This is a genomic window from Chryseobacterium viscerum, assembly GCF_002899945.2.
In the GTDB taxonomy this organism is placed as follows: Bacteria; Bacteroidota; Bacteroidia; order Flavobacteriales; family Weeksellaceae; genus Chryseobacterium; species Chryseobacterium viscerum.
The window spans coordinates 21163-45433 of the sequence record NZ_PPEG02000003.1 but is presented as its reverse complement, the minus strand read 5'-3'; the positions used below and the strand labels follow the sequence as shown (position 1 = coordinate 45433).

General features: G+C 36.5%; 19 protein-coding genes. 3 read left to right on the top strand and 16 right to left on the bottom strand.

The features are described 5' to 3' along the window. Positions 1 to 252 precede the first annotated feature (252 nt). The 13 genes from C1634_RS06735 to C1634_RS06675 form a co-directional block, all read right to left on the bottom strand. Positions 253 to 1161: an AEC family transporter gene (locus tag C1634_RS06735; RefSeq protein ID WP_109738104.1), complete on the bottom strand. Its 909-nt coding sequence runs from the start codon at positions 1159 to 1161 to the stop codon at positions 253 to 255. Between the two features lie 251 nt (positions 1162 to 1412). Beyond that, entirely contained in the window at positions 1413 to 3872 is a 2460-nt protein-coding gene (locus C1634_RS06730; protein WP_109738103.1) for a beta-mannosidase, read from the bottom strand. Next, positions 3865 to 4251, bottom strand: a complete 387-nt coding sequence (locus tag C1634_RS06725) for a GxxExxY protein (protein WP_103234401.1) — start codon at positions 4249 to 4251, stop codon at positions 3865 to 3867. Before C1634_RS06725 ends, C1634_RS06730 begins: the two co-directional genes overlap by 8 nt. A 213-nt stretch (positions 4252 to 4464) precedes the next feature. Then, on the bottom strand, positions 4465 to 5127 hold the full coding sequence (locus C1634_RS06720) for a copper homeostasis protein CutC (RefSeq protein WP_103234402.1): 663 nt from the start codon (positions 5125 to 5127) through the stop codon (positions 4465 to 4467). Positions 5128 to 5148: 21 nt separating this feature from the next. Then, complete coding sequence (locus C1634_RS06715) at positions 5149 to 5703, bottom strand: hypothetical protein (protein WP_103234403.1); 555 nt, start codon at positions 5701 to 5703, stop codon at positions 5149 to 5151. Between the two features lie 209 nt (positions 5704 to 5912). Continuing rightward, positions 5913 to 6905 (bottom strand): isoaspartyl peptidase/L-asparaginase family protein, encoded by a 993-nt coding sequence (locus C1634_RS06710; RefSeq protein ID WP_103234404.1) that lies wholly within the window; start codon positions 6903 to 6905, stop codon positions 5913 to 5915. Positions 6906 to 7051: 146 nt separating this feature from the next. Continuing rightward, the gene (locus C1634_RS06705) at positions 7052 to 7534 is read right to left on the bottom strand and encodes a DUF6691 family protein (RefSeq protein WP_103234405.1); all 483 of its coding nucleotides are present in this window, start codon (positions 7532 to 7534) and stop codon (positions 7052 to 7054) included. A 28-nt stretch (positions 7535 to 7562) separates the two neighbouring features. Next, on the bottom strand, positions 7563 to 8126 hold the full coding sequence (locus C1634_RS06700) for a YeeE/YedE family protein (RefSeq protein ID WP_103234406.1): 564 nt from the start codon (positions 8124 to 8126) through the stop codon (positions 7563 to 7565). A 12-nt stretch (positions 8127 to 8138) separates the two neighbouring features. Then, positions 8139 to 9560, bottom strand: coding sequence for an MBL fold metallo-hydrolase (locus C1634_RS06695; RefSeq protein ID WP_103234407.1), 1422 nt, complete (start codon positions 9558 to 9560; stop codon positions 8139 to 8141). Positions 9561 to 9645: 85 nt separating this feature from the next. After that, entirely contained in the window at positions 9646 to 10440 is a 795-nt protein-coding gene (locus C1634_RS06690; RefSeq protein ID WP_103234408.1) for a sulfite exporter TauE/SafE family protein, read from the bottom strand. A gap of 258 nt (positions 10441 to 10698) precedes the next feature. Continuing rightward, on the bottom strand, positions 10699 to 11340 hold the full coding sequence (locus C1634_RS06685) for a Crp/Fnr family transcriptional regulator (protein WP_103234409.1): 642 nt from the start codon (positions 11338 to 11340) through the stop codon (positions 10699 to 10701). A 201-nt stretch (positions 11341 to 11541) separates the two neighbouring features. Continuing rightward, positions 11542 to 12252 (bottom strand): hypothetical protein, encoded by a 711-nt coding sequence (locus tag C1634_RS06680; RefSeq protein ID WP_123921405.1) that lies wholly within the window; start codon positions 12250 to 12252, stop codon positions 11542 to 11544. A gap of 19 nt (positions 12253 to 12271) precedes the next feature. Further along, positions 12272 to 14533, bottom strand: a complete 2262-nt coding sequence (locus tag C1634_RS06675) for a glycoside hydrolase family 20 protein (protein WP_109738102.1) — start codon at positions 14531 to 14533, stop codon at positions 12272 to 12274. 234 nt (positions 14534 to 14767) lie between these two features. Here C1634_RS06675 and C1634_RS06670 point away from each other — a divergent pair, with 234 nt between their 5' ends. Beyond that, positions 14768 to 15583 (top strand): DUF4197 domain-containing protein, encoded by an 816-nt coding sequence (locus C1634_RS06670; RefSeq protein WP_103234982.1) that lies wholly within the window; start codon positions 14768 to 14770, stop codon positions 15581 to 15583. A 361-nt stretch (positions 15584 to 15944) separates the two neighbouring features. Here the strand turns inward: C1634_RS06670 and C1634_RS06665 are convergent, their stop codons facing one another. Next, positions 15945 to 16598, bottom strand: coding sequence for a CoA transferase subunit B (locus tag C1634_RS06665; protein ID WP_109738101.1), 654 nt, complete (start codon positions 16596 to 16598; stop codon positions 15945 to 15947). 122 nt (positions 16599 to 16720) lie between these two features. Here C1634_RS06665 and C1634_RS06660 point away from each other — a divergent pair, with 122 nt between their 5' ends. Further along, the gene (locus tag C1634_RS06660) at positions 16721 to 18523 is read left to right on the top strand and encodes an ABC transporter ATP-binding protein (protein ID WP_109738100.1); all 1803 of its coding nucleotides are present in this window, start codon (positions 16721 to 16723) and stop codon (positions 18521 to 18523) included. A 48-nt stretch (positions 18524 to 18571) separates the two neighbouring features. Here C1634_RS06660 and C1634_RS06655 read toward each other — a convergent pair whose 3' ends face one another. Continuing rightward, positions 18572 to 19273 carry a CoA transferase subunit A gene (locus C1634_RS06655; RefSeq protein WP_109738099.1) on the bottom strand — a complete coding sequence of 234 codons (702 nt, stop codon included), beginning with the start codon at positions 19271 to 19273 and terminating at the stop codon, positions 18572 to 18574. Positions 19274 to 19667: 394 nt separating this feature from the next. Between C1634_RS06655 and C1634_RS06650 the strand changes: the two genes are divergently transcribed. Further along, on the top strand, positions 19668 to 21200 hold the full coding sequence (locus C1634_RS06650) for a toxin-antitoxin system YwqK family antitoxin (RefSeq protein ID WP_109738098.1): 1533 nt from the start codon (positions 19668 to 19670) through the stop codon (positions 21198 to 21200). Between the two features lie 137 nt (positions 21201 to 21337). Here C1634_RS06650 and C1634_RS06645 read toward each other — a convergent pair whose 3' ends face one another. Further along, positions 21338 to 24076 (bottom strand): fibronectin type III domain-containing protein, encoded by a 2739-nt coding sequence (locus C1634_RS06645; protein WP_109738097.1) that lies wholly within the window; start codon positions 24074 to 24076, stop codon positions 21338 to 21340. Positions 24077 to 24271 lie beyond the last annotated feature (195 nt).

Sequence of the window (24271 nt, the reverse complement as noted above, 5' to 3'; positions counted from 1 at the left end):
GAAGTATACTGAAAAATCAGATTAGGAACAGCTTACAAAGCTTATAGAATGTCAAAATAAACTAACATAGAGTCTGTTTAAAAAACAGTATAATTATAAGCAAAAGTCTTTTTAATATTTTTTCTCATATGTGAAATAGATAGTGGGATATTTGAACAAAATATTTTCAGACACAAATTTTGTGCACGCTTGAAGCGATAGAGAGAAACTCGGTGAGGTATCTATTTTAGGACATTTTTAATAATTTTGTCCTTAAAAAAGAAGTTCCGTGATCTGATACCAAAACGCGGACGTAAAAAATCCTATAATAATACTGACTCCAATGATGAGATTCGTCAGTTTTGTATTCAGTTTGAATTGTTCTGCAATAATGCTTGACGTCACTAATGTTGGCATTGCGGCTTCAAATATGGTAATTTTTGCAACATCTCCTTTTATTCCTAATAATAAAGCCATTCCCAAAACAATGGCCGGTGCCAGAATAAGCTTATAAAGCATTGACATAGACATTTGCGGGATCAGTTTTTTCCATCCGTTAAACTTCAATTGCAATCCGACTGAAAATAGAGCTAAAGGGCTTACTGTTGATGCTAATTTATCAAAGAATGGCTCTGCAGCAGTAAAATCAATGAATTGTGATAATACCAAAGCTGAAATACAACCGATTAACGGAGGAAATGTGACAAGTCTTTTTAAAATAAATAAGGCACTTACTTTTCCGGATTTACTTCCTCCTTTCACTGCGGCAATAATTCCCAGTGTAGAAAGAGAGAAAAACATGGTCTGATCACAAATAACGGCAATACTTAAAAGCCCTTCTCCATAAAAGGCACTGACTAATGGAAATCCGATGAAAGAAGTATTGCTGTAACCGCTTGCCAATTCTAAGGTACTTCTGGACCGCCTGGAATATCCCTTACTTTTACTGTAAAACATCATAAAGAAGAAACAAAACACCGCAACTAAAAATGTGGCCACAATCGGAAATAACATTTCAGCTGTCCATTTTACTTTAGGCAGATATTTAAACGAAACTGCCGGAAGAGCAAGATAAAGAATCCATGTATTGATACCTTTGTGGGCATCGGGGTGGATAGATTTTGTTGCTTTGAATATCATTCCTGCAATAATGCACACTGCAATCAGAACAAAATTTACCATAACTGTAAAGAAATATGCAGCAAATTTACGGCTGATTTTTGAGTTGGAAGGGTAAAATTTATATTTTTTTGAATAGAATCTCTAATGAAACTTTTCAACTTTACCCCTTATAGGTTTTGAAAACCTATAAGGGCTGGAGATCTTTTGCATATATCTTACCTTTTCATTACCTCCCAGAGACTTACAACCCATGTCAAGGTTTAAAACCTTGACATGGGTTGACTACTTGAGAGCGTTTTTTAAAATATATTTTAATTCTTCATCACTTCCCAAAGACTCACTACCTCAACTTTGTCCAAAGGTTTTGAAAGGGTAATTCTTTTGGAAGCTCCCGGTAACAAGTCAAAGAAATTATCACTGAAATGGGTGTCTCCAATTAGGTAAACATCTTTCGCCAGGATATCTGTTGATATTTCAATTTCAGTAGGTGAAATTTTTCTGATTTTAATCTCCGGTTTTGAAAGTTTTACATCTTTAGGCTTATTAAAAAAGAAAAGCTTTTCAAATTTTGTATCCTTCCCGGAACTGATCTTTAAAACAGCTTTCGACAGGTCAAACTCAGCCAACTCTGACTTACTGATAGTCCGTATCTTCTTACTGACATCAGCTTTTATATTGTCTGACTGACTGGCTTTCCAGAGTATTTTTCCTTTAAAATCAACGAGTTCAAATTGTGTATCAAGCTTCAGTTCATTCAACAAATCACTTATCAGGTAAACATCATAACTTTTATCTGTTTCAGCAACTGATATAAGTACCGGCTCAAAGCTTCTTCTTGCCTGATAATGGAACGCTTTCCAGTTTCCAAGATAATCAATAGAAGACCATGAAACCACGGGCCAGCAGTCATTAAGCTGCCAATAGAGTGTTCCCATATTGTAAGGTTTTGCGCGGCGATGAGCTTCAATAGCGATCTGCATTCCTCTTGCCTGCAACAGCTGTGAAACATAGTTGTATTTTACAAAGTCTGTAGGAATTTTATAATCACGCTTCAGATATTCGTTAATGATGTCCCAGCCTTTGGCATGCTTTTCATGTGCTTTTATTGTTGGATTCTGAAGAGTTAAATCCGGAGTTCCGGAAAACATTGATTTTGTGGTTTCAAGACTGGGCGTTCCCTGAAAACCATATTCAGACATGAAACGTCCCACTTTTTCGTTGTACATCTCAAATGGTTGTTCACCCCACCAAACACCCCAATAATGGGAATCGCCTTCTTTAAGGCTTTCTTTGTGCCCCCAACCGATTGACGGGGAACTTGGCCAATATATATTTTTATCAGACTTCAGATTTTCTGCCAATGCTTTCGGAATTACCTCATGAAACAGCTTTTTATAGTCTTTCCAAACCTGAAGAGAATCATTTTTCGAATATTTGAACTGTTTCTGATAGCCCCAGTTGACAATGGCTTCATCAATTTCGTTATTTCCGCACCATATCGCAATAGACGGGTGATTCTGAAGTCTGTTGACCTGATCTTTTACTTCTTCCTTTACATTGTTTAGGAATGCTTCATCTGCAGGGTAAAAACTTCCCGCAAACATAAAATCCTGCCAGACTAAGATTCCGTTTTCATCACAAGCTTTGTAGAACTCATCATCTTCATAAATACCTCCACCCCAGATACGAATCATATTCATATTCGCATCTTTGGTATCTTTGATTAGTTTTTGGTACTTTTCTTTGGTCATTCTAGGTGAAAAACTATCTCCCGGAATCCAATTGGTTCCTTTGATGTATAAAGGATGTCCATTCACTTTAAAGTAGAATGATTTTCCTTTTTCGTCCTTCTCCTGTACCAACTCAACAGTTCTTACTCCTATCCTGATATTTTTAACATCAATATTTTTCTGATCTTTTGAAAGTTTTACTTCAAAATGATGAAGATGGGCGTCTCCTCTGCCATTGGGCTGCCAAAGTTCCATCCCGCTTGTATTATAAGGAATCGTTATTGTATGAGTTCCTTTTTTTAAAGAGATTCTTTTGTGGATTTTATTGAGATCCAATGTATAATCTCCAGCATTTTGAACTTCAATTTCTACTTCAAAACGTAAATCTTCGGCAAACTTGCTCTGAATATTCTTAACGGTAATAATTTTGGCATTATTCCAGAATTCAAGCTGAACGTCTTTCCATATTCCTGCCGTAACCAGTCTCGGTCCCCAATCCCAGCCGAATTGATATTGAGCTTTTCTCATAAAACTTCTTGGGGATTCCGGCATGGTAAAAGGAACTTTTTTGGCTAATTCCTTCCCGGCATTCACCGCAGATGTAAACTTAATCTGTAATGTATTGTTACCTGCTTTCAGATATTGCTTCACGGGAATATTCCATTTTCTGAACATATTATCCGTTTTCTTTAATAACTTACCATTAAGATAAATTTCTGAAAATGTATCTAATCCATTAAAAACAAGATCAATATTATCGTTCTTTAATTCCTGAGGTGAAACCACAAAACCGGACTGATACTCCCAATCTTCATTTTCTACCCACTGTACTTTCTTTTCATTTTCATCTTTAAAAGGATCCGGAATCATCTTGTTATCCATTAAATCCAGATGGACGGTTCCCGGAACTTTTGCAGGAAGCCAGTTTTGATCTTTTGAGTTTTTGAACTGCCAGTTTTCGGAAGACAAGCTTCTTTGGGAAAACTGCCCAAAAAGTATATTTTGCATGAAAAGGAAAGTAAAAAGGATCGTTCTATTCATCAATAATTTTGTTTACAATTCTATGGATTCCATATTTAATAAGTTCATTATTAAAATTAATAAGCAATCCCAATTTTATATGAGTCTGTTTCAGATACGTCAATACCTGTGAGTGAAAAATGGGATGCAATTCCACCACAGATTTCACTTCTACAATGACTTTCTCTTCTACAATCAAATCAATTCTGTATGCATTTTCTATATATACTTCTTTATACGTTAAAGGTAAAGATAGCTGTTGCTTAACATTCAGTCCCAACATCTTTAATTCATAAGCTAAAGCTGTTTCATATGCATTTTCTAAAAGGCCAACTCCTAAGTTTTTATGTACTTCTATAGCAGCTCCTATTATTTTGTAGGATAATTCGTTTTCTGTCATTCATTTGTGTGTGGTTTTTATTAATTGCGTGGTTTTAAACGCAAAGTTTTACTATCTCTTTTTTTAATTCTAAGGGAGCAAAGATGGAATCAATTTCATTGATTCTTTCTAAGCATGCTGGCTATCCTTTCGCTTCATCAGCAACAAAGTTGCAACTCTTTGCTTTCTCTAATATAATGTATATCCATTTTAAACTTTACGTTTAAAATATTATTATTTACTCTTCAATGCCATCACTTCATCCGGATTGGCAAAAGCTCCACCGTCAGTAATAGCTGAAGAGTGGAAGTAACTCGCATTTGTGATGGCTCTTATTTCTTCAATATTGGATGAGCGAAGTCCGCCTCCTACGAGTATTTCAATTCTTCCCTTGGAAAGCTCAACCAGTTTTTTCAGATTTTCTTTTCCTTCAGATACATTGGGTTTCTGGCCGGAAGTAAGAATGGTTGTAAAGCCGCATTCTATTACTTTTTCTAAAGATTCTTCCAGACTTGCAGCGCGGTCAAACGCACGGTGAAATGTACATGGAAGTGGTGACGCCAATTCTACTAAAGCTTTATTCTGTTCAATATTAACCTCATCATTTTCATCCAGAATGCCGAATACAAAACCGTCAGCATGTAAAGATTTCAAATAAACCAGGTCATTTTTCATCTGTTCGAATTCTGAATCGGAATAGGTAAAATCTCCCCCTCTCGGACGGATCATTACAAAAATCGGGATCGTAATTTTCTCACGAAGCTGCTTCATGGTTTCAAAATCCGGAGTCGTTCCTCCTTCACTGAGTCCATCACATAATTCTATTCTATCTGCTCCATTTTCAAAAGCGATAACCGCCGATTGAGGGTTAAAACACGCTATTTCTATTTTTGACATTATATTGTTATCTATTTGATTTTACTTCGATTCACCCTGCAATACATCTGCAATCAAAAAGGAACCGTTTTCTTTTACTACTTTTATTACTGATGGATATTGGGCCTTAAAACCATCATCTCTCAACACGACATTGAAAATATATTCATCTTTTGAAGAGGATTTTAATTCACAGCTTCCCACTTCAATCTTGTTCCAATCCTGTGCTGTGATTAAAAAACCAACTCCAACTCCTGCTTTTTGGGTATCAAACTTGGATTTCCATTTGTTCTCAAATTCTTTTTCAGTAAGGCTTCCATCGACATCCATATCAACATTTGTAGCATCCGTTTTATACTCGAAATAGTCTTTCGTTGTCATCTTCTGCATATTCTTTTCTTCACTTCCGAGATCAGCTTTAAAGTAGTCTACAATACTTGTCTTCAACCATTTTTGGGCTTCTTCTCCTTCATTGGCGTCATTGTTCAACACTACTTTTTCTTTTATCTGCTGTGGTTCTACGGCCGTTTTCATCTCCTTCTTTTCTTCCTTGCATGCAATAATCAGAAATAGGGAAGCGATAATCGTTCTTTTCATATTTTTTGATCTATGTTTTGGCTAAAGCCAATAGGCTGTCATTGGTTTATTTAAATGGACTAAAGTCCATCCCTATTGAATTTTTAATTATTTTTTGTTGGAATAACGCAAAGACACAAAGATTTCTCTATCGTATTTTTAAGGTGCAACGATTTTATTTGCGATAAAATGTATTTATAATTCTTTGTAATACGGCTTCCATCATATCATTACTTTAGAGCAAACTCCGGTGTTTCAAGGCGGTTTCCTTTTTGATCATAAACGGCAAAATTGAATCCGTCCTGAATACAATACGAACCATATTCTCCCTTTTTATTAATTGCAATAAAACCAACCTGGATATCCTTCAGGTTTTTGTTTCTGCGCTGAGTGATCTTTACAATCCTATCTACAGCTTCTTTACACGCTTCCTGTGGGTTTCTGCCTTGTCTCATCAATTCCACTACAAGATGGGTTCCCACTGTTCTTATCACTTCTTCACCATGACCTGTTGCGGTAGCCGCTCCTACTTCGTTATCTACAAACAGACCTGCTCCGATGATCGGGGAATCTCCTACTCTTCCATGCATTTTAAAAGCCATTCCGCTGGTAGTACAGGCTCCGGAAAGGTTTCCCTGTGCATCCAACGCAATCATTCCTATGGTATCGTGATTTTCAATATTGGCAATCGGTTTATACTGGCTGGTTTTCAACCATTCTTTCCATTCTTTTTCGGATTCCGAAGTAAGAAGATTTTCTTTTTTAAACCCTTGCGAAAGGGCAAATTGTAAAGCTCCGTCTCCTACCAGCATAACGTGAGGTGTTTTTTCCATTACAGCTCTGGCAACGGAAATTGGGTTTTTCACATGCTCCAGGCATGCTACCGAACCGATATTATAATTATCATCCATGATACAGGCATCAAGGGTTACTCTCCCATCTCTGTCCGGACGGCCTCCATATCCAACACTTCTTTCTTTAGGATCTAATTCTACAAGACGAACTCCTTTTTCAACCGCGTCTAAAGCTTTTCCTCCTTTTCCAAGGATCGTCCATGCTTCTTCGTTGGCTTTTAATCCAAAATTCCAGGTAGAAAGGACAATCGGTTTGTTTACTATTTTATTGTTTTCAGGTAAGTCTTTAGCAATTAAATCTAAGGGATTTACGGCAAGTGCCAGAGAAGCTGCAGCGGTTTTTTTGATAAAGTTTCGTCTACTTTGCATATCAGGTTTATTAGGCCTACAAATTAACAATTTTCTGGCTGGTGGAAAAGCAAAAAGACCACAGAAAAATGATCTGCAGTCTTTTTACTTTTTCTCACCCTATTAGTCTTTAAAAAAATCAACATAGCAATATTTCAATAAAACTATCAGTGGGGCAATTTATCTCTAAAATATCCATATACCCAAGTTCCTGCGATTGCACTTAGAAAGGTAACGGATACTGCTAAAGCACCTGTTCCGATCTGTGCAAAAAGAGGTCCGGGACACGCTCCGGTAATAGCCCAGCCAAAACCAAATATCAATCCGCCGTAAATCTGACCTTTATTGAACTTTTTGGGAGTCAGTGTAATGGGTTCACCATATATTGTTTTTATCTTGAACTTTTTGATCACCCCTACTGAAATCATACCTACCAACACGGCACTCCCAATAATTCCGTACATATGGAAAGACTGCAGACGGAACATTTCCTGTATTCTGAACCAGCTGATCACTTCTCCTTTCACAAATATAATTCCGAATATAATCCCTGCAGCAAGGTATTTCAGGTTGTGATACCATTGATGGGTAAGGGTGCTTTCGTTCACACAAACAGCATCCTGATGACGCATATCTTTTTCTTTTATCATTATTTCAAAATTGTCTTAAAAATTAAATTTACAGGGAAAGGATAACAGGCAGAATAAGATTGGCCATTAAAAAACCTCCTACCATAAAACAGATCGTCGCTACCAAAGAAGGCCATTGCAAATTGGAAAGTCCCATGATAGCATGACCACTGGTACACCCTCCTGCGTATCTTGTTCCGAAACCTACTAAAAATCCGCCAACTACCATTGTGATCAATCCTCTCCAGGTCAACAGGCTTTCAAAGTTCATCAGCTGTATAGGCACCTGATTGCTGTAATCTGTGATTCCGTAGCCTGCCAGTTCGGTTTTCAAATCGGGATTAATTGTTATTTCTGCAGGATTAAGCAAAAAATTGGCTGCAATCATTCCTCCGAAAAAGATTCCGAGTACAAAAAATAAATTCCAGGCTTCTTTTTTCCAGTCGTATTTGAAAAAGTTTATATTTGCCGGGATACAGGCAGCACAGAGATGCCTTAGTGAGGAACTTATCCCAAAGGATTTATTTCCCATTATCAATAAGGCAGGGACAGTAAGACCAATCAGCGGACCTGCAATATACCATGGCCACGGTTCTTTTATAATCTCCAACATATCTTCTTTTTTTTAATCTAATTTATTTAAAATTTTTGTCTGGCACACAAAATCACTTTTAGGAATACTTGTAAGTGCAATAGCTTTAAAACCTCCTTCAATTTCTGTAAAATTCCTATATCCTCTTGCCTGAAGGATGCTTGCGGCCATTGTACTTCTGTAGCCGCTTCCACAATGCATATAAAAATGTTCTTCGGGCTGTAACTTATTAATCCATTCATTGATATACGCTAAAGGCATGCTGTAAGCTTCATGAATATGTTCTGCATTGTATTCACTTTCTCTTCTTATATCGATGATCTTTGCTTCTTTTTCTTTTATTTCGGCTTCAAACTGTTCTGCAGAGATGCGGTTGACAAAGTCTGTTTCTTTTCCCCTCTTTTCCCAGGCTTCAAAACCACCATCCAAAAATCCTAAAATATGATCGAATCCTACCCTGCTTAATCTTGTTACGGCTTCTTCTTCAGTTCCATTTTCTGTGATCAGCATGATGGGTTGGTTTACATCGGCAATTAAAGCTCCCACCCAAGGGGCAAAATCACCATCCAATCCTATATTTACTGACTTTGGGATAAAACCTTTTACAAATTCACGACTGGTTCTTACATCTAAAATCAAAGCTCCTGAGGCTTCTGCGATTTCCTCAAACTGTTCCGGGGATAGGGCATGCAGGCCCTGGGAAAGGACTTTATCAAAACTTCTGTATCCTTTTTTATTCATTATGACATTCATCCCGAAATAGGCTGGAGGAGGTAGAAGTCCATCTATCACTTCTTTTATAAAACTTTGTCTGTCTTTCTGATTCAGGGCATAGTTGGTTCTCTTCTGATTTCCGAGTGTATCTACCGTTTCTTTCTGCATATTTTTACCACAGGCTGAACCGGCTCCATGAGCTGGATATACAGTGATATCATTGTTTAAAGGCAAAATTTTATGGTACAAACTATCATATAAAAGTCCGGCCAGTTCTTCCTGAGTCATATTTGCCCCTTTTTGTGCCAGATCCGGACGGCCTACATCTCCGAGGAATAAAGTATCCCCGCTGAAAAGTGCTTTTTCAACGCCATCTTCATCAATCAACAGGTAGCATGAGCTCTCAAGAGTGTGCCCGGGTGTATGAAGAACTTTGATTTTAATATTTCCTATTTCAAATATCTGATGATCTTCTGCAATGATGACCTCAAATTCAGGGGTTGCAGTCGGTCCATACACAACAGGAGCACCTGTTTCATTGCTTAAATCTAGATGCCCACTGACAAAATCTGCATGAAAATGGGTTTCAAAAATGTATTTCAATTCTACTCCATCTTCTTGCAACCTATCGATATAGGGCTGTATTTCCCTTAGCGGATCAATGATTGCAGCTTCTCCAGCTGAGGTGATATAATAAGCTCCCTGCGCCAGGCATCCTGTATAGATCTGTTCTATTTTCATTGTATTATATTTTTTGATGTTGTTATCTGATACAAATCTCCCCCTTTCTTTTTTTCTCTACAGCTACTTTTGTTACATAAGAGATTTAAAGAAATATCTCCTTGGTAATAATATAAATGCCCATTATCAGGATAAACCATCCGAATGCCGGCTTCAGCTTCCTGCCATCTATCTTTTTTGACAACTGTGAACCTATTATAATTCCTGCAACGGCAATAGCGGTAATGGAAATTAATAGTTTCCATTCTATTTTTACATGGTCTACTGAAGATACGAAACCGATCAAAGAATTGAAGGAGATAATGACTAAAGAAGTTCCTATCGCAATTTTCATTGGAATTTTTAAAAGGTTGACCAATGCCGGAATGATCATAAAACCACCTCCAGCTCCTACCAATCCGGTTAAAACACCCACTATTGAACCCTGTCCTGCTGCCCGCAAAGCATTGTTCTTATCCGTAGTACTTTCTAAAGGTCCTTCAAAAATGCTGTTTCTTATCATTTTATAAGAAGCAAGAACCATTAAACCTGCAAAAATTAATAATAAAAAAATGTTTCTGGTAACAGTAAAGTTCTCTATTCTGAGGACTTCTTCAGGAATTAAGGGAAGAAGGTATATTCTGGTCAGAAAAATAGAAATAACGGAAGGAATTCCAAATACCAGTGCCATCTTAAAATCGACCAATCCTTTTTTAAAATATGACACTGATCCTACAAGACTGCTTATTCCCACTACAAAAAGTGAATATTCCGTTGCCAGAAAGACATCGATGCCAAAGAGATAAACCAGTACGGGAACGGTGAGAATACTCCCTCCACCCCCAATTAAACCGAGAGAAACTCCTATTAAAACGGCTGCTGTATATCCTATAATTTCCATTTCACTATTCAAATAATTCTGATGCAAAAATGGGAATGTGGAAGGAAAGCTACAGCTACTTTTGTTACATAAGGGGATTTTTTAACACGAATGGACACTAATATGTTCACAAAGAACACAGAGAAGTTCTTATGAAGAGTGTTAAGATTGCTTCTCCTAAGGTTCGCGATGACTGTTAACCACCCCGTCAAAAATTCTTTGAATTTTCGCCACCCCTCCAAAGGAGGGGAATGTGGGTACATTTGATTAAAGTGGGGTTTATGAGTTGAGAGTTTTCAGGAGGGTAATTTTGTTTCTGCCAAGCTTCAGCCTTCCTTCTTCTTCTAATTGTTTTAGAAGTCTTGACACCACTACTCTTACGGTTCCCAGCTCATTTGCCAGCTGTTCATGCGTTGTATTGATGATTTCAGAATGGGTAAGCTCTGATTTTTTCTGCAACAGATTCAGAAGTCTTTCATCTACTTTTTTGAAAGCAATTGCATTGATGATATCCAATAGTTCTTCAAATCTTTTATGATAGAGTCTGAAAATATAGTCTAACCATTCCGGGTGTTCTTTGATAAATAAAGACACTTTATCTACGGGTAGAAAAAGTATTTCGGCATCTTCTTCAATCTCCGCTTTTACAATGCTTTTTTCATTGTGCATCCCGCCGAGGAAAGACATGATACAGCTTTCTCCTGCTTTGATGTAATATAGTAAAATTTCGCGCCCGTCTTCTTCAGTTCTGATGACTTTCAGCATTCCTTTCATCACAATAGGAATGGAACGGATGGAAGCATTTTCATCTAAAATAATATCTCCTTCACGATAGTTTTTGGTTGTACCATACTGATACAGCTTTTCTACCAAATCCGGTGATGATGAAAATTCGGAAGAAAGTATGGTATTGTCCTGCATAATTTTAATTCTAATGGAAAAAGTATTGACGAAGTACAGGAGAAAAATGAGCTTCAGTTCAATTTTAAATCAACTATAACTGATATTTATTAGCTAAAATACAAAAATATGTGGAATGGAAAAATAGTGACGGCTGGAAAGGTGTGGATTTCAATTCCGTTGTAAAATCCGCATTTTACCAATACAATGTTAACTGCAGTATTATTTATGTTTTAGGTAATTTACCATTTGATTTACTAATATTGAATCTTTTTTATCAAATTGAAAGCATTTACTATCAGTATAATAATTTTTTTTATCTGAGTATAGATAGTTTGTCAACCATTCACTGCTTTTGGAATTTATAAAAGCTTTATCTAGTGATCTACCAATAACTCGTTCATTTTCAGAGTGACAGCTTAGGCAATTGTATTCATAATTAGTTAATCCAGTTTCTTTGTTTTTGTTTGAAAAATTCTTCTTATCTAAAATATTAGAATTGCCAATATTGTCTATTTTAAAACTAGATAATATTGTAGCAACTTTTCCCCTATCTTTTAATAGAGACGAGGATATAATAACCCCATCTAATGAATCTAATTTTGGAACATAAATATTATAAAACCCTTGTTTAGAATTTGGAATTTCAATTACTGCTTCTCTCCCATTTATTTCAATTTGTTCTCTTAAATGTTCACTTAATTTATTTTTGTAAATTTTATGATTATATCTTCCATAATTTATAAATATAGTATCTTCATTATTAGTTAAATATGCACTATAAGAATCAATCATCTTTGGTTCTATTAATTGCCAATCAGAAGGATAATTAAAACTAATTTTCCCTATTTTAAATTCTTTTGCTTTTACATTCTCAGGCTTACATGAGAACATAAAAAAAAACGATAAAATGAAGGCAATTGATTTGTACATAATATTGTGACTAATAAGGCTAATTTACGCCAATTTCATCCACAAACAGCCATGCTTTTGAGTCTGCTCCGGGATTTCCTGCCGGAATAATGCCTGCATTTTCAATGCTCACTTTCAGGTATTTTGCATTTTGTGATCCTATATTCAATCTGATTTTTCCTTTGGCATTTTGAATCTCTCCAGCTGCAATTTCCTTGATCATTTTAAAATTCTTGTTATCATCAGAAACAAAAATCTTTGCAGACTTGGCCAGGTGAATCCAGCTTCCTTTATTTTCAAGAGTATTGAAATAAACTTCTGAAAAGGCTGTTTTCTGACCAAAATCTATGGTTGCCACCACATCTTTTCCCTGAAAACCAAGCCATGTTTTACCGAGCTGTTTTACATTTCCGATAATACCATCTACTAGGGTAAAAGCACCTCCAAAAGAATAGTTTTCACTTGGCTGCTGCTCAAGACTTATACTTTTCCCTGTCGTCTTTGAAATCGTAAACTGTTGTGTAGAAACAGCGCTTTTCAACTGACCGTCTTCAAAATAAGCTGATTTTATCGTTAAAGAATTAGGAATCTGAACTGCTTTCTCATAGGTTTTAGAATTGATCGAAGGATCTGTTCCATCCAACGTATATCTGATCCCGTTTGAATTCTGTGAAGTTGATAGTTCATAGGCAATTCCGTTATTCGAAGGAATTACTTTTCCGGTGATGTTATAAATGCTTTTTGCATAGTTTACCTTCATTTTATCCAGAACTTTAAACTGATTGATCACCCTGTTTTCAAATTCTTTATAATTTTTAGGATCTGATGTTCCCCAACCTACTTCAGAAAGGGCCATTAATCTTGGAAAGATCATATACTGTACCTGCTTAAAGTCCAAAATATATTCTGTCCACAAGTTGGCCTGAACTCCCATAATATATTTAGCCTGCTCTACATTCAGTTCGGAAGGAATAGGATTGTAAGAGTAAACTTTATCTAAAGGAGTAAAACCACCAAAAGCATTAGGCTCAGACTGTGGATCTCCCTGGTAATGGTCGAAATAGCAGAATGCTCCGGGTGTCATTACGGCAAAGTGTTTTGATTTTGCCGCTTCAATACCTCCATTTACCCCTGTCCAGCTCATTACAGCTGCATTCGGAGCTAAACCTCCTTCTAAAATCTCGTCCCAACCAATAATTTTTCGTCCTTTACTGTTGACATATTTTTCAATTCGATGAATAAAGTAACTTTGTAAACCGTGCTCATCTTTTAAATTATTTTTCTTGATCAGTTCCTGGCAGTGCGCACATTCTTTCCATCTTGTTTTCGGGCACTCGTCACCACCAATATGAATGTATTGGGATGGAAATAACTTAATCACTTCATCCAGAACATTTTCCAAAAATGTAAACGTTTCATCTTTCGGACAGAAAACATCATCAAAAACGCCCCATTTTGTAGCGGATTCGAAAGGTCCTTTTGTACATGCCAATTCAGGATATGCAGATAACGCTGCCAGCGCATGCCCCGGCATTTCTATTTCCGGAACTACCGTAATATGTCTGTCCTGAGCATATTTTACCACCTCTTTTATCTGTTGCTGAGTGTAGAAATACGGTCCGTAAGGCTTTCCGTCAAATGTATTGTCAACGTAAGCCCCAATCATAGATTCTTTACGTTTTGAACCTATTTGAGTCAATTTTGGATATTTTTTGATCTCAATTCTCCATCCCTGATCATCTGTTAAATGCCAATGAAATGTATTCAGTTTGTACATTGCCAGATAATCGATATACTGTTTCACTTCTTCTACAGTAAAAAAGTGACGGCAGACATCCAGATGCATTCCTCTCCATGCAAACTTCGGCTGATCTTCGATCTTCATAGCCGGAATTTTTTTAGCTTCTTTATATTGTTCAAAAACCTGAATCAAAGTTTGTAAAGCCAGGAAATATCCTTGTTTGGTATAAGATTTTACATGAATCTGTTTTGGAGAAATTTCTATTGAATAATATTCTTTTTTCTGTTCAGCATCGGCTGCCGAAGCCGGAGGAAGTATAGAGTTGGTGATATGAATCCCTCCACCCTTTTGAACATCCTTAAATGTAAACTGAGATACATGTTTTTTGAAATATTCCGTTTCTTCTTTTGGTAAATCACCACTTAACATTAAAGTTTCTGGGATTATAAATTCTCCCTGCGAAAATTCAACTTTTTGAGGATAAGGGATTAGATTCAATTTATTTTGGGCAAAAATTACGTTTGAAATCAATACAAAAAATACTAAAAAAGTCCGTATCATTAGATGTGGTTAAGGTTTGAGCTAAGATAATTATTTTTCAAAACTCTTTGAGCCTTTTTAAAAACAAAATTTAAGCGCCTTCAATTGTTTAGATTCTTGGGAAATAGATAATTTACAGTTTGTTATACCATGTGCTTAGAAATAGTTCTACTGTATCCTGTGCATTATGGTTTGTTTTTTGATAAGTTTAGACGACTTAAAAGATTAAAACAATTAAATTTGTAAAAAAATACGATGAAAAAAAACATTTTTCTGGCAGCGGGAATATTATTCTCAATATCAACACAAGCACAAATTTTAGATATCATAAAATCTACCGTTAAAAACAAAACGGGTGTAGATCTTAATGTTCCGGTAAAAAATAATGGTACTGCAACTTCTACTACAACCACCACCACTACAGGTCATACCAACAACTCATCTGCTAATCTTGGAAATCTTACTTCCACTCAAATTTCTTCAGGCTTAAAAGAGGCTTTAAACATTGGAGTAACAGATGGTGTAAAAAAACTGGCAGTAACGGATGGCTTTTTCAAAAATGAGGCTGTAAAAATTTTAATGCCTGAAAAGTTAAGAAAAATTGATACCACGCTACGTTCCATCGGTATGGGAAGTCTTGCTGATGAAGGAGTGAAGCTTTTAAACAGAGCTGCTGAAGATGCCGTAACACAAGCGGCACCTATTTTCACTAGTGCTATTACTTCCATGACCATCACGGATGCTAAGAATATTTTATTAGGCAGTAATAATGCTGCAACAAGCTATCTTCAGGGGAAAACCCAGACTCAGCTGTTTAATGCTTTCCAGCCTAAAGTAAAGGCTTCATTAGGAAAGGTAGGTGCTGATACGCTTTGGAAAAATCTGATTTCAAAATACAATACGTTTACAGGACAATCTGTGACCACTGACCTTAACGAATATGTGACGACGGAAACAATCAACGGAGTATTCAAAATGGTTGCCGATAAGGAGAGCGGAATCAGAGATACACCTGCCATGAGAACGACAAGTATTTTGCAGAAGGTTTTTGGGGCTCAGGATGGGAAATAAATAAGAGGTTAGATATTAGAGGTTAGAAGTTAGATGACATACTAACCGTTAAAATATAAAAGAAGCTGTTTTATTGATGAAACAGTTTCTTTTTTTTGTTTTAATTTCTTTTGTCTTAAAACAAAAGAAACAAAAATTCAAGACCTGGATCTCTTCGCTAAAAATAAATTCTGTTCCCTAAAAATTCTAAACTTGCGCGAATTCAATATTCGTTAATCGGTTCTGAATTGGTCTCGCGCTTCGGACAATAGAATTTTCTTAACGGTCTCAGAAGTTATTTTCTTAACGCTCCGATTTCCTATGTCATAAAAAATTTCGGCCTCACAAAGTGAGGCCGAATATTTTATTTATTATAGTCTGATTAGAATTGCATTTCAGGAACGTCTCCTTCAATGATCAGATCTGCTTCTGTAGCTTTGATAATATCTTCTACTGAAACTCCCGGAGCTCTTTCAACCAGTTTAAATCCAGCCGGAGTTACATCCAGAACGGCTAGTTCAGTAACCACTTTTTTCACACAGTTTACTCCAGTTAAAGGAAGTGTACATTTTTTAAGGATTTTGCTTTCTCCTGCTTTGTTTACGTGCATCATTGCAACAATAATATTTTCAGCAGAAGCTACCAGATCCATAGCACCTCCCATTCCTTTCACCATTTTTCCGGGAATTTTCCAGTTGGCAATATCCCCATTTTCTGAAACTTCCATCGCTCCAAGGATGGTAAGGTCTACTTTCTGACCACGAATCATCCCGAAACTGAATGCAGAATCGAAGAATGAACCTCCTTCCAGAATAGTAATAGTTTGTTTTCCGGCATTGATGACGTCGGCATCTTCTTCTCCTTCAAAAGGGAAAGGTCCCATCCCCAAAACTCCATTCTCACTCTGGAATTCTACGGAAATACCTTCCGGAACATAGTTGGCAACCAAAGTAGGAATTCCAATTCCCAGGTTTACATAATAACGATCTTTCAGTTCTTTTGAAATTCTTTTGGCAATTTGTTCTTTTGTAAGCATAATAAAAACTTAGACTGCAATTTAATTATTTTCACTTGAATACAAAAGGGCTTTGTTGTATTCAACAATTAACACTGTTAGTTAAAATAATATCTGTAATTTTGCTCCATTATTTTAATCGAATGAAAATACTTTTTAAATATCTTAAACCTTATCAGTGGCTGATTCTCATTTCTTTATTTTTGGCTACTATTAATCAGGTTTTTTCTTTATTCGCTCCTGCTATTACAGGGAATATCCTTGACCAGCTGGTTACTCACCCTAATTTTTTTGATAAAGAAAAATTACTTCCCAGAAATCTGAATGAATATTTATATGGAAGCACAGTATACCATGGAGCTTTTTATTTCCTGGGTTTGCTTATTGGGACTGCAATGATAAGTAGAATTGCCAAGGCTTTTCAGGATTATGTAGTGAGCGTGATTACACAGAAGTTTGGGGCTAAAATATTTACAGATGGTTTAAAGCATTCTATGGCTCTTCCTTATCAGGAATTTGAGGATCAGAGAAGTGGTGAAACCTTATCTATTTTAACGAAAGTAAGAGAAGATACTGTAAAATTCATCACCAATTTCATCAATATTTTCTTTGGAATTTTAGTCAGCATTATTTTCGTTTCAGTGTATGCTATCCGTTTACATTGGTCGATCATGCCGGTTTATATATGTGGAATTTTTCTGATTGCTTTTGTTACCAATCTATTGAGCAAGAGAATAAAAGGGATCCAGAAAAATATTGTTACCGAAACCACTGCTTTAGCGGGAAGTACTACAGAAAGCTTAAGAAATATTGAAATTGTTAAGAGTTTAGGATTAACCAACCAGGAAGTGATCCGTTTAAATAACAATACTTACAAGATCCTTGGTCTCGAACTGAGAAAGGTGAAAAGCATCCGTTCTTTAAGTTTTATCCAGGGAACGATGGTCAATTTTCTTCAGCAAATGATTACTTTGACTTTATTGTATTTAATTTTCAAAAACATTGTAACTCCGGGACAGTATCTGTCTCTTATGTTTTATGGTTTCTTTATTTTCGGGCCAATGCAGGAAATCGGGAACATCATTATTTCTTACCGTGAAGCTGAGGCTTCTCTTCAGAATTTTGACCGCTTAATGAAAAAGGAAGTGGAAGAAAAACCTCTTCATCCTAAACAAATTGGTGCTATTGAAGAACTGGAATTCAAACACGTTTCTTTCAAACATCAGTCTGCTCAATATAAAGCTTTAAATAATATCTCTTTTGACTTGAAAAACGGGGAAACGATTGCTTTTGTAGGGCCAAGCGGTTCCGGGAAAAGTACATTGGTAAAATTGCTGGTTGGGCTGTACAGACCTCAGGAAGGAAATATTTTCTACAATGGTATCAACGGAAAAGAGTTCGATTTTGATGAACTGAGAAACCAGATTGGTTTTGTAACCCAGGACACCCAATTATTTGCAGGGACTATTAAAGAAAATCTTCTTTTTGTAAATCCTGCAGCTACTGAACAGGAAATCGCTATTGCTTTGCAGAAGTCAAGCTGTACGGGTTTGCTCGAAAGAGCAGAAAAAGGCATTGAAACGGTTATCGGTGAAGGTGGTCTGAAGCTGAGTGGTGGTGAAAAACAAAGAATTGCCATTGCACGAGCTCTTTTAAGAAAACCCCACCTTTTGATCTTTGACGAAGCTACTTCTGCACTGGATAGCATTACTGAAGAGGAAATTACGACCACTATAAAGGAGATTTCAAAAGAAAAGGAACAGATCACCGTGCTTATCGCTCACCGTTTAAGTACGATTATGCATGCAGATAAAATATATGTTCTTGAACGCGGACAAGTCGTTGAAACAGGTTCCCACAGCAATCTGATTTCAGAAAAAGGATTATACTACGCCATGTGGAGACAACAAATCGGAGAAAGAAAAACACTTACTCCTCAATCATAAAAAAAGCGCTGAATGTATTTTCAGCGCTTTTATTTTTATTATTTGAGCTTATTCTTTAGTTCTCACTGTTCTCTGCTCTATTCTTTTTTCAAATTTTTCTCCCTGGAAAATTCTTTGAATCATGATTCCCGGAATATGGATTTCGTTCGGGTCTAATTGTCCCGGCTCTACCAATTCTTCTACTTCAGCAATCGTAATCTTCGCAGCACCTGCCATCGGATGGTTAAAATTTCTCGCAGATCCTTTGAAGATAAGGTTTCCGGCGTGATCTCCTTTCCATGCTTTTACGATAGAATAATCTGCTTCGTAAGCGTGTTCCAGAATATGAGGTTTTCCTTTGAATTCTTTTATTTCTTTTCCTTCTGCTACTTCAGTTCCGTAGCCTGCTGGGGTATAAAAAGCAGGAATTCCCGCCTGAGCAGCTCTGCATTTTTCTGCTAAAGTTCCCTGTGGAGTAAGTTCTACGTCTAGTTCACCTGAAAGCATCTGTCTTTCAAACTCGGCATTTTCTCCTACATAAGAAGAGATCATTTTCTTGATCTGTCTTTTATGAAGCAGCAATCCTAATCCGAAATCATCTACTCCTGCATTGTTTGAAATACAAGTAAGATCTTTCACATCACTTTCTACCAAAGCATTAATTGAGTTTTCAGGGATTCCGCAAAGTCCAAATCCGCCAAGCATCAGTGTCATTCCATCATTAATTCCTTCGATGGCCTCCTTTGCATTTTTTACTCTTTTATCTATCATGAAATATTAGATTTTTCTGTTGGCTAAATTTAATAAATTTTCTTGTATATCCGATGACCGGAAAAGATTCTGTATTTCACACTTTTTAAAATAGTATTTACAGCCTTTAAAAACATATTATAATCAAAATTTCGCCACAAAAAACGAACACGCCTGTTCATTTTTTATCGTATTTCTCGCCAAATTGATTTATATTTGAGCCTTTAAACCCGGAAACATAGGATATTTTATCGTTTCTGGATATAATTTATTTTTTAACACAATTTTCAATGTAAAAATTATTTCACAGCAGACAATTACTGTCTCTTCTATTTCTTTTGACCTTCTGCAGGTTTACAATTCAACATCAATCATCACATTAATTATATATAAAAACCAAAGCTTAAATAAAAACATGAAAAAATTATTTACCTCAGCATTACTTGCATTGGTACTCAGCATCAACGTGTATGCACAGGAAAAAACTTATTTCGATGAAAACTGGGAAAAAACGACCCAGGATAAAATGGAATACTACCGTGAAACGACTCCTAAAGGAAAACTTACCCTTATCAAAGATTTCTACAAAGACGGAAAGCTCCAAATGGAAGGCCTTGCTTCTGACACCACTCCCAACAGTGAAGTTTTTGACGGAAAAGTAACCTGGTATACTCCTGAAGGAAAAATCATGAGTACAACGACATTTTCTAATGGTAAGCAAATAGGTGTTTCTCAGTCTTATGATGAAAAAGGAAGACTTACAGAGGATGTGGTTTATAAGACTGATGGTACTTTTGACGGAAAAGCATTCGTTTATAAAGATCCTGAAAATGAATATTTTTACAACAGTATTACCACTTATGAGAAATCTTTACCTGTAAAGACGATTGTTTATGATGAAGATGTAAAAGGAATAAGGTACGAAACCTATTCCAGCAAAGACGGCAGCAACGAAACCAAATATTACGGAGAAAAGGGAAAACTGATTGGTACAGCTTCTTCAGGTTCCGGGGAAAGCCTGCTGGTAGACTATTATCCGAATCCGATGAGGATTTCTAAAATCGAAAAATATAAAAGTGACGGAAGTGTAAAGGAAGGTGTTGTTTATGGTAAAAATGGAAAACTGCTGCAGGAACAGAAAAACAATAAAAAAGACGGCTATAAAACCACTTATGATGAATCTGGCAAAAAAATAGGCCATCTGGTGTATCAGTACAATAAAGAAAGTGATATTTTCAAACCGGTGGAGGGCGAAGATTATCAGCTTAGCTATGATTATACCAAGACCTCTGGTATTGATGTATACCAAAACGGATCTATTGTACTGAGTAAAGCTTTTGACGAAGAAGGGAAATTATTGTCTGAGAAAACTTTAAAAGAATATGTCACTCAAGAGATTAAATATTATTCTCCAGATGGAAAACTAAAATCTACGTTGACCTATAAAGATGAAATGCCTTATAATGGTACTGCTTATGAAGGTCTTAATGAAACGCTGTATAAAGACGGTATCATTGTGAATACAAAAAGTTTCTCTGAGGATCATAAATTGAATTATGAAAAAAAGATGAACGCTAAGCAAACCGCTTATGATGCAACGATTTATGACAATAAAGGGGTTATTTTGTACACCTTTAATCAGCCTTTGAGCGAAGAGGGAAATTATGATTACAGCTTCACAGCACAAGTGGTACAATACGTAAAGGGTAAGCCTGCCAGCAAGTCTTCGATAAAAGGAGGTATTCTTCAAAGCGGAAAGATTAAGCTAAGAACAGGAAATGGATCAAAGGAACTTGAACGTAGTGGAAAATGGATCCTGTTAAAAGTGTATAATACGGAAGGAAAACTTGTTCAGGAAACCAAGACTCTTGCTGATGCACAACGAGAATATGTATCTGCTGAAAACCAGACGATACTCAATGAGGATGATTTATACTATTTTGACTAATCACTACCTATCTATTAAAAGACAGTTTCAATTTTTGAAACCGTTTTTTAGTTAATAAAAGATCTTTGAAAAATTAAATAAAAAGAGGCTGTCATTTTTGACAGCCTCTAACATTATAATTGTGTTTAGCTTACTATTTACTGAATGATCAGTTTTAAAGTAAATAATTTTCTTCCGTGTACTTTTACAAAATAAACACCTGCCGGAAGGTTTTCATTCACCAAAGAGAAACGTTGGTTATTGATATTTTTCGATACATAAAGCAACTCTCCTGAAGCTGAGACTAATTCAATTTTTTCAATTGGGTAATCACTTTTAATAAAGGTAGGCTGTCCCGGTTTCGTTGGGTTGGGATACAACACTACGTTCTTCTCTGTACTTCTGGTTTCTTCAGTTCCCAACGTTGGTGAAGCAACCTGGAACTGCACTCTGTTGGAAACTTCTGTATAAGAGTCATTGGTAAACATTACCATATAATAGTTTCCTGGAGTTGCAGGTACCGCCGTTCCCTGAATTGTTTTCGTTCCCTGAGTTACTCCATCAAAATAGGTATAAGAAACAAAATTATCATCCGGCGTCTGAACATTTTGTGGATAAATTCCCAGCCAGTCTTTGATGATTCCCGGAGAATCCGTCCATGAAGCAGTAATATTTTCTCCTAAGGTATATACCGGTTTATTGATCCATAAATCGGTAACAATATCTCCTACTTTAAAGAATACCTTCTCTCCGATTCCGTTATATCCGTCTTCAAGTAAGTATTGAGCATAATAATATCCTTTCGGAAGTCCTGTGAAATTAAGGGTTCCTGATGCTGTAGTCACATAGCTCCATTTAATAGAAGCTGTAGTCCCGGCAGTTTGTCCCATTTTATAAATTCCGATCCAATCTTTCTGTAAACTAGGTCCGTCTGTAAAATTGATGACAACCGTTCCTCCAACAGGATAAGTATCAGCGGTAGCCTGCAGCTGAACTTTCGGTCCTACATAGAAATTTTTCCTTGGCGTGATTTCTGTATACCCACCGTTAGCAAAAAATCCTGCAAAATATTGACCTTTACTAGCCAAACCATTAGTGAAAGTAGCTGTACCAGCAGTCTGTCCATTGGTATAGATAAATCCTTGTGAAGTCGTTGAAGCCGGAGTTTGTCCTTTCTTATAGATCCCTACCCAATCCTGCTGATTTCCGGGACCTCCAGTATAAGTAGCCGTGATCGCTTCATTCTGAGCATATTCTGCTTTGTTTAAAGTAAATGTAGGATTTGAAACCACACTTCCAGTAACTTCAAACTGCTTCACATCACTCCAGTCGCTCCACTCAAGATTTCTGTCTCTGTAACGCGTTTTCACGTAATAGATACCGTTTGGAATAGAATTCGTAGCCAAAGTTGCTTTTGTAATATCTACCCCATCATTCAGGTTTTTGGTCTTATCCGGTGTTCCGTTTCCGTCTTTCCCGAACCAGTTTTCAAAATCACGGTAGAATTCTTTTTCAATCACAGAAAAATTGGAAGTTTTACTGATCATAAATTGTGTCGTATTCAAAAGCTCTCCATTTGAAGATGAAAAGGTACTTCCATCCAATGTCAAAGGTAAAGTAATCGGACCTGAGAAATTGTTTGTAATAGAAGGTTTCGCTGGTTTAGGCTGGTTTTTATACCTGTGGAAAGAATCTACCAGTACATTATTTTTCTTGTTGTATACTCCTCCGATAGAATAACATTCAATATCTACTTTACCTGTCGGAATATCTACTTCTACAATCTGATAGGTCCAGTCTGTCAATGTTTTCTGAACATCATCAAAATCCTTCTCATTAGACATTCCCCAATACTGATCCCAAGCTGTTCCTCCGGAGATGATCTGATAGTTGGGTGAATTTTTAAGCTGACCTCTGTGATACAGGTGATGGTGAGCTCCTACATGCATTAAGTATTTGTCAGAAGTTACCAGAAGTGGTACTGCATTTTCTCTCACCCAGGTAGAAATATCTCCTACATACTGCTCCGCCTGATAAGGTCTGTGGCTTAAAGAAATAATCCAGTCTACAGTAGCATCATTGTTAGCCGCTGTTAAGACCTGCTGAAGCCATGTTTGCTGTGCAGATCCCGTATGTTCTGAACTTAAACTTACAAATAATACATTACCGGCCTGCTGAGCATAATAATTTTCATTTCCTGAGCTTATTCCTTTATAACTAATTTCATCAATATAAAAGTGAGCATAGTAAGAATTCATCCCCATCGTACCATAGGTTTCATGATTTCCTACAGTGGTCTGAATAGGCAGATAAGGTGATAGTTTAATATTCTTTTTAAAGTGAACATTCTCATAATGATCCAATGTTCCCACATCTACCTGATCTCCCACCATAAAAGTAAGGGCAATATTATCAGACGGATCTGAAGTGGCACCGAATTTTTCCTTTAATTTCTTGTAGGCATTCAAGGTAAGAGTATCATATCTCGGTTCTGCTTTGATCTGGTTGTCTCCCATGATCAGGAAGCGGATCTTCCCATTAGCCGTTACAGGTTGTCCCGGTAAAGGAAGTGTTCTGAAATTATAAACCGCAGACTCACTGGTTCCCGTTTTTATCTTATAATAATACTTCGTATTCGGCTGTAGATTGGTAACCTTTGCCGTATGATAATAGTAATTGTTGTTGTACCCCGTATCCGAGAAGATATTGGTGGTTCCCGTTACTGTCACACTTAGATTCGTTGGAGAATCTCCATAGATCACAGTTGTTTCATTATTGGAAGCGGTCTTCCAATTGACGATCATAGAGTTCGGAGTCGGGTTTTGTAAATAAGGAAACAAAGCCTGCCCGAAAGCCATCTGGACCGCGAAACAAAAAAAGAAGAAATAATGTTTCATAATCGTTTTCGTTTTAAAATAACATATAGAATTTCGAATTGTAAATCAGTCATTTAAAAATCTTTACTCAGATTTTTTACTTCGGGCAAAAGTAGACTTCCCATGTAAACTCAGCCTGATGGTATTTTAAAGAAACCGTTAACTTTTTAACCAAACCAGAATGAAAAAATTATAGTTTTTAGTACATTAAATGTT